The sequence below is a fragment of the Parabacteroides sp. 52 genome (assembly GCF_010500925.1).
Taxonomy (GTDB): Bacteria; Bacteroidota; Bacteroidia; order Bacteroidales; family Tannerellaceae; genus QVMG01.
This window is the reverse complement of sequence record NZ_QVMG01000060.1, coordinates 1-779: the sequence shown is the minus strand read 5'-3', so window position 1 is coordinate 779 and position 779 is coordinate 1. Positions and strand designations below refer to the sequence as shown.

The 779-nt window shown below is 44.5% G+C and carries 1 protein-coding gene; it reads right to left on the bottom strand.

Going from position 1 to position 779, the window contains the following annotated elements:
- The coding region (locus tag D0T51_RS12205) for a hypothetical protein (protein WP_163729685.1) at positions 1 to 652 on the bottom strand (652 nt) is incomplete at its 3' end.
- Between the last annotated feature and the right edge of the window lie 127 nt (positions 653 to 779).

Here is a 779-nt window from a genome sequence, read left to right as displayed (position 1 = left end):
CTTTTTTAAACTTTTTATCGAAATTCGACAAGCTGCAGGCATAGAGTTGGGCAAATTCGTTGACTTTCTTCACCTTGCGGTAGTTCTGCAAGATAAACTCCGTAAAGGACGAGCTCTCATGCAATATGGGGTAAAAGAAAGCCGCCAACTCCTCTTTGGTGTAATATGCCCGTAACAATAAGAGAAACTCTTCCGCCTTCAATTTCATATACTCCCCACAAAGAAGACTTCCCTGAAGATGAGGAAGCAACCCTTGTATATAGGTCTGCAACACCGGTTTTACGGTTAACAATGCCGGTTTCCCCTCGTCTTCCACCGTGACCGCCTTGAGTTGGTTCAATGAAAAACAACTGCACAAGCGAAAATTCTCCCGTATCTGCAAAACGAGGATAGACCCTCCGTTGGGGCTCTCCGCTTTGATGTGCGTACCCGGTGCCAGAAGAATCATATCGTCCGCATGCAGTTCTTTATTTAATGTAAAATCAAAAGAAATAGATATACTTCCATCGAGGATAATCATGACTTCCGTGCCTTGCACGGTGTCGGTCCATTCCGTTGCCGACGGCAGGCGTTTGACCTCCAGAAAAAAGCCTGATTCCTGCTTCTCATTCAAACAAATTCTTTCTTCGGCCTTTTTTAACGTATTATTCATATCGCGCTGTCAATTAGATGTTTACATTTTGTTTGCTTTCCTTTCCCGAAAAGGAGCGAAAAAGTGTTTTCTCCACTTCCCTTGCGGATAGAAGGATCCGGAGCCTTCCCGCCCCTTTTATCTGCTT